General features: G+C 74.6%; 7 protein-coding genes. 2 read left to right on the forward strand and 5 right to left on the reverse strand.

Annotated features, from left to right (window positions below; genetic code table 11):
- On the forward strand, positions 1–651 hold a 651-nt coding region (locus tag AB0J52_RS23835; protein WP_500184255.1), incomplete at its 5' end, for an ATP-binding cassette domain-containing protein.
- Between the two features lie 12 nt (positions 652–663).
- Here AB0J52_RS23835 and AB0J52_RS23840 read toward each other — a convergent pair.
- From AB0J52_RS23840 to AB0J52_RS23860, 5 genes are all read right to left on the reverse strand, one after another.
- Positions 664–882 carry a FeoC-like transcriptional regulator gene (locus AB0J52_RS23840; RefSeq protein ID WP_500184256.1) on the reverse strand — a complete coding sequence of 73 codons (219 nt, stop codon included), beginning with the start codon at positions 880–882 and terminating at the stop codon, positions 664–666.
- A complete protein-coding gene (gene feoB, locus AB0J52_RS23845) occupies positions 879–2,993 on the reverse strand; it encodes a ferrous iron transport protein B (RefSeq protein WP_500184257.1) in 2,115 nt (704 codons plus the stop codon). The genes AB0J52_RS23840 and feoB overlap by 4 nt, the downstream gene beginning before the upstream one ends.
- Positions 2,990–3,259, reverse strand: coding sequence for a FeoA family protein (locus AB0J52_RS23850; RefSeq protein ID WP_500184259.1), 270 nt, complete (start codon positions 3,257–3,259; stop codon positions 2,990–2,992). The genes feoB and AB0J52_RS23850 overlap by 4 nt, the downstream gene beginning before the upstream one ends.
- 147 nt (positions 3,260–3,406) lie before the next feature.
- The gene (locus tag AB0J52_RS23855) at positions 3,407–3,868 is read right to left on the reverse strand and encodes an NUDIX domain-containing protein (protein WP_500184263.1); all 462 of its coding nucleotides are present in this window, start codon (positions 3,866–3,868) and stop codon (positions 3,407–3,409) included.
- 263 nt (positions 3,869–4,131) lie between these two features.
- A complete protein-coding gene (locus AB0J52_RS23860) occupies positions 4,132–4,911 on the reverse strand; it encodes a DoxX family protein (protein ID WP_500184266.1) in 780 nt (259 codons plus the stop codon).
- 51 nt (positions 4,912–4,962) lie between these two features.
- Here AB0J52_RS23860 and AB0J52_RS23865 point away from each other — a divergent pair, with 51 nt between their 5' ends.
- Positions 4,963–5,745 carry an SOS response-associated peptidase gene (locus tag AB0J52_RS23865; protein ID WP_500184269.1) on the forward strand — a complete coding sequence of 261 codons (783 nt, stop codon included), beginning with the start codon at positions 4,963–4,965 and terminating at the stop codon, positions 5,743–5,745.
- Positions 5,746–5,964: the final 219 nt, after the last annotated feature.

Consider the following 5,964-nt stretch of genomic DNA (forward strand, 5'->3'; position numbering starts at 1 on the left):
GGCGTGACCGCGCGCTGGCCGGGCGCCACGACCGACTCCCTCCACGAACCGGCCCTCACGCTCGACCTGCCGCCCGGACGGCACGTCGCGATCATGGGGGAGAGCGGCGCCGGCAAGTCCACCCTCGCCGCCGTCCTCGCCCGCTTCCTCGACTACGCCGGGTCGGTCACCCTGAACGGCGTGGAACTGCGCGACCTGCCGCCCGACGACGTCCGGCGCGTGATCGGGCTCGGCGGCCAGGACTCCCACGTCTTCGACACGACCCTCGCCGAGAACGTCCGCCTCGCCCGCCCCGGCGCGTCCGACGACGACGTCGCGCACGCGCTGCGCCGCGCCGGCCTCGGCCCCTGGCTGGACACCCTCCCCGACGGCCTCGCCACCCGCGTCGGCGAGCACGGCTCGGCCGTCTCCGGCGGCCAGCGCCAGCGCATCGCCCTGGCCCGCGCCCTGCTCGCCGACGTCCCCGTCCTCGTCCTGGACGAACCCGACGCCCACCTGGACGACCGCACCGCCGTCACCGTCCTGACCGACCTCCTGAAGGCCGCGAAGGACCGCACGGTCATCCTCATCACCCACCGAGCCGCCCTCCCCGCCGACGACCCCGTCCTCACCGCGGTCGACGAGATCATCACCCTGGACCGGGCGGGATAAGTCCGCGGCCGGTCAGGACTTGCCGGCGCAGGAGGCGCCCTTGAGGCCGCAGCCGGTGCAGGCGGAGGGGCCGCAGCCGAGGGTCTCCAGGCGGACGCGGCCGCGGCGGCTCAGGTGGTCGAGGATGGCCTCGACCTCGGAGCGGTCCAGGCCGGTGGTGCGGGCGATCTCGGCGGGAGTGGCCGCGCCGCCGGTCACCGCGTCCAGCACGCCGCGCATGGGGGTCGTCATACGAGCCTCCCGATCTGGAACACCGCGAGCGCCAGCACCCAGGCGATCACGAGCTGCATGCCCATCCCGTAGAGGGTGAGGCGGCGGCCGATCGTCTGCCACTGCGTCGCGACGGTCGTCATGCAGGGGGTGTAGGCGAGCAGGAAGACCAGGAACGCCAGGGCCGCCGGGGTGGGGTGGCCGCCCGAGGTCCGCTCGAACGTCGCCTTGATCCGGTCGCCGAGCGCTCCCGGCCGGTGGCCGTCGCCGGGCTCGGCGACGGTGTAGGTCTGGGCCATCGTCGCGACCACGGCCTCCTTCGCGACGAACCCGGTGACCATCGCGGCCGCCGGGTGCCAGTCGCCGAAGCCGAGCGGCTCGAACACCGGCGCGGCGGCGCGGGAGACCCCGGCCATCGCGCTGTCCTCGATCGGGCCCTTGCCGAACGCCTCGCCGTGCAGCGAGATCGACGACAGCAGCCACACCGCGGTGACCGTCCCGACGATGATCCCGGACGCCGTCCGCAGGAAGCCGCGCAGCCGCACCCAGGTCTGCGCCGCCGTCACCCGGACGGTCGGCACCCGGTACGGCGGCAGCTCCAGGACGAGCGGCTCGTGCGCGAGGTCCCGGAACAGGGTGCGGCGCAGCAGCAGCCCGACCGCGACGACCATGACGATCGACAGGACGTACATGCCGAACACGACCGTCCCGGCCATGGAGCCGAAGAAGACCGACGCCATGAGGACGTACACGACCAGCCGCGCGCTGCACGACAGGTACGGGATGACCAGGCCGAGCAGCAGCCGCTGCCGCGCGTTCGGCAGGATCCGCGTCGCCGACAGCGCCGGGACGTTGCACCCGAAGCCGACCAGCAGCGGCAGGAACGCCCGGCTCGGCAGGCCCATCGTGCGCATCAGCCGGTCGGCGAGGAACGCGGCCCGCGCCAGGTAGCCGGAGTCCTCCAGCAGCGTCATCAGGACGAACATGACGACCATCAGCGGGATGAACGACAGCACCTGCCCGACGCCCCCGACCAGGCCCTGGACGACCAGGCCGTCCAGCCAGGCCGGGGCCCAGGAGAGCGCGCGGTGCGCGCCGGTCGTGACCGGGCCGTCGAACAGCGCGGCCAGGCCGTCCTGGAGCGGCTTGGCGAAGGTCGTGGTGGCGCTGAAGACCGCCCACATGACCGCCAGCAGGATCGGCAGGCCGAACACGCGCGAGGTGAGGACGCGGTCGACCTTGTCGGTGCGGGTGTCGGCGTCGGCGGCCGCGTCGCGGCGGACGGACGCCTCCAGCACCTCGTGCGCCCACGCGTAGCGCTGGTCGGCGAGGGCGGCGTCGGCGTCCCACAGGTCGTCGTCGGGGTCGCCGGTCTCGGCGGCGAGGCGCGCGCCGAGCCGGGCCGCCTCCGCCTGGACGGCGTCCGGCGTGTCCTCCGGGAGGTCGCCGCTGAGCAGCGCGGTCGCCAGCCAGCGGCGGGGCAGGCCGTCCAGCTGCGGGACGTCCGCGACCGCCGCCTCCAGCTCCGCCAGCACCGGCTCGGCCGCGCCGAGGGCCGGCGGGACGGGCGGACGCGGCTGGTCCAGCAGCTCCGCGACGGTCGCCGCCAGCTCGTCCATGCCGCGCCCGGACCGGGCGTCGATCGAGACGACCGGGACGCCCGTCCGCTCGGACAGCACCGCCGCGTCCACGGTCAGGCCGCGCGCCGCGGCCGTGTCGACCATGGTCAGCGCCACCGCGACCGGACGGCCGGTCTCCAGCAGCTGGGCGAGCAGGTACAGGTTGCGGGCGAGGTTCCCGGCGTCCACGGCGACGACGACGGCGTCCACCTGGCCGGTGACGATCAGCTCGCGGGTGAGCTCCTCGTCCGGGGAGCACGGCACGAGGCTGTAGGTGCCGGGCAGGTCGACGACCTCGGCGCGCCGGTCGCCCGGGAGCCGCCACGGGCCGCGCGCCACGTCCACGGTCTTGCCGGGCCAGTTGCCGACGTGCTGCCGCGCCCCGGTGAGCGCGTTGAACACCGTCGACTTGCCGACGTTCGGGTTGCCCGCCAGCGCCACGACCGGCGTGCCGGGCGGGGCCGCGACCGCCGTCGAGCCGCCGTGGCAGCTCGCCGCCTTGACCCCGCTCACGAGGCGGCGGCCGCGCGGGCCCGGCCGGACCGGGCGGTGCCGGCGGACGCGCCGTCCACCGGCTCGACGTGGATGACGTGCGCGATCTCGCGGTCCACGGCCATCCGGGCGTCCCCGATCGCGACGATCAGCCCGCCGGTGCCGCCGCGGGCCAGGACCCGCAGCACCGCCCCCGGCACGAACCCCAGTTCCCGCAGCCGGCCGTTGCGCGCGACGACCCGCCGCAGCCGCACCACCGAGCCCGGGGCGCAGTCCGCCACCGTCATCTCGCCTCCCGAGCCAACACTTAGGTATAGCTAACCTACGCCGGTCGGCCGTGGCCGGGAATCCGGGGAGGCCGTGACGCCCGCCACCGCTTTCAGGCCGTCAGACCCCACGCTCCAGCCGCCCGTCCGCGCGCCGCGCGAAGGCGGTCACGGCCGGCCGGTCGCGCCGCCCAGCAGGGCCCGGTGGTTCGCCGACAGGCCGGACGGCAGCTCGTCCGCCGGGAACCAGCGGGCCTCCAGCACCTCGGTGGGGTCGATGCGCAGGTCGCCGCCGGTCAGGCGGGCCGTCCAGTAGGTCTCGACGCGGTACCGGTAGCCGCTGAAGACCGCGACCGGGGGTCCGGTCACCGCCACCTCCAGCCCGGTCTCCTCGCGGATCTCCCGCGCCGCCGCGTCCTCCAGGCGCTCCCCGGCGTTGACGTAGCCGCCGGGCAGGCCCCAGGGACGCGACTCCGGCCAGAGCCGGTGCCGCAGCAGCAGCACCCGCCCGTCCTCGTCGTGGACGACGCCCGCCGCGTAGACCAGGAACCCGTGGTGCCGCCAGCGCACCAGCCGCCACTGCCAGCGCCCGCCCAGCCTCCGCCAGATCCCGACTCCGATCGCTCGCACCACCCCATCCAACCGGAAGCACGGCGAAAGGCGGCCTATTGGGGGGTTTCTGGGACGTTCACCTGGCGCTTACGGTCGCCGTTCTACTGTTGCGCCCACGCGGTGGCCGGGTTCGCGGTGCGGGTGTGAGGGAACCCGGCCACCCCGGCACGACGGCACCTTGACCTGCCGGAGCTCCCGGTGCGGACGCCCCCCCCGATGCCGTCCCGGCATGGCGGAACTGGGAGGCGGCGTCCGCCCCCCGGTCCCTGAGCTGCTCGTTCTCAGTGACGGCCTTTGCCGGCTTTGGCTCCGGCGGCCGCCAGCACCTTGTGGACGGGTCCGTGCGAGGACTTCCGCTGCGGGAGCCCCGCCTTCTTCTGGGCGGCCTTCGCCTTCTTCTGGGCCGCCTTGACGACGGCCGCGCCGGCCATCATCCCGGCGGCCGCCTTGCGCCGCCTCGCCTTGGTCTTGGCCGCGGTCTGCTTGCGCAGGGCCCTGACCTCGGCCATGGCCTCGCGCTTGCGCGCCGAGACGTCGGCCATGGCCTCCCGGCGCTGGGCCTTGATCTCGGACGCCGCCTGCCTGCGCAGCTCCTTGGACTTGATCCCCGCGTTGGCCTGCGCGTCGCGGAGCTGGCGGCGCAGCTCGGCGGCGTGGTGGGACCGGCGCGGCGCGCCCGCCACCATCAGCAGGGCGCCGAACAGCGCCGCGTTCTTCAGCAGGTGGGAACGCTCGCTCGCGCGCCGCTCCGGGTCGTCCTCGGCCCAGTAGTGGTGCTCGGTGGCCAGGGCCGGAATGAGCTGGACCGCGGCCATGAGCGTGGCCAGCCGGCGGAACTTGCCGGTCAGCAGCAGCGCTCCGGTGCCGAGGCTCATCGCCCCCTCCAGCCGGACCAGCGCCACGGGATCATTGGTGGGCAGCCAGTTCAGGCGGTCGGCGACGGGCTTGAGAGCGGGCGCGACCTGCTCGGCGCGCGGACGCGGATCGCGCAGCGTCTCCAGGCCGGTGATGATGTACGGGGCCGCCACCAGCGGGCGGGCCGGGCTCGTGATGGGTCGCATGTTGGCCTACATGCCCAGCAGGTCACCGGTCAAGCACGGGAGGATGAGGCCATGTGCGGACGTTACGCCACGACGAGGGCGCGCCAGGAGCTGCTCGACCAGTTCGCGATCCAGGCGGACGAGACCGGATCCGAGCTGGAACCCGACTACAACGTCGCCCCGACCGACCCGGTCCCGGCCGTCTTGATCCGGCGGCCGGCCGGGGACGCGGAGGACGAGGAGGAGGCCGTCCGGCAGCTGCGGATGCTGCGCTGGGGCCTGGTGCCGTCCTGGGCCAAGGACATGTCCGGCGGCGCGCGCATGATCAACGCGCGGGTCGAGACGGTCGCCGAGAAGCCCGCCTACCGCCGGGCCTTCACCCGCCGCCGCTGCCTGCTGCCCGCCGACGGCTACTACGAGTGGTACACGCTCCAGGGCGACCCCGCCGAGGACGAGAAGGGCCGCAAGACCAAGCCGCGCAAGCAGCCGTTCTACATCCACCCCAAGGACGGCGGGGTCATGGCGATGGCCGGCCTCTACGAGCTGTGGCGGGCCCCGGACGGCGAGTGGGTGTGGAGCTGCACCCTCATCACCACCGACGCCCCCGACGACCTCGGCCGCATCCACGACCGCATGCCCATGATCGTCACCCCGGACCGCTGGGACGCCTGGCTCGACCCCGACCTGACCGTTCCCGAGGAGATCCACGGCCTGCTGACCCCCGCTATGGCCGGGACCATGGACGCCTACCCCGTCTCGCCGCTCGTCGGGAACGTGAGAAACAACGGTCCGCAACTCATAGAACCCGCCGCGAACGGGGATATCCCAGGCAGTACTTCCGGAACCCTGTTCTGACCCCCCGCCCCGCGGACACGGCGCCGCCCCGCGCGCCCGGGGCTCCGGGAGGAGAACGGAGCGCCGTGGACACCGTCGACCTCGTCACCGCCCGCGCCCGGCTGCAGGAGCAGCGCGCCGAGCTGGACCGGTCCATCCAGATCCTGACCGGGGAGCGCCCGGCCGCCGAGGGCTCGGCCGCCGACGCGGGCGCCTGGCTCACCGCCACCGACCGCGTCG

The sequence above is a fragment of the Spirillospora sp. NPDC049652 genome (assembly GCF_040675125.1).
GTDB lineage: Bacteria > Actinomycetota > Actinomycetes > Streptosporangiales > Streptosporangiaceae > Spirillospora.

What these genes read in the sequence shown, in the direction of transcription:
- AB0J52_RS23860 (WP_500184266.1), bottom strand. Translation starts at nt 4,911, where the DNA reads ATGCGACCCATCACGAGCCCGGCCCGCCCGCTGGTGGCGGCCCCGTAC.
- AB0J52_RS23850 (WP_500184259.1), bottom strand. Translation starts at nt 3,259, where the DNA reads ATGACGGTGGCGGACTGCGCCCCGGGCTCGGTGGTGCGGCTGCGGCGG.
- AB0J52_RS23865 (WP_500184269.1), top strand. Translation starts at nt 4,963, where the DNA reads ATGTGCGGACGTTACGCCACGACGAGGGCGCGCCAGGAGCTGCTCGAC.
- AB0J52_RS23840 (WP_500184256.1), bottom strand. Translation starts at nt 882, where the DNA reads ATGACGACCCCCATGCGCGGCGTGCTGGACGCGGTGACCGGCGGCGCG.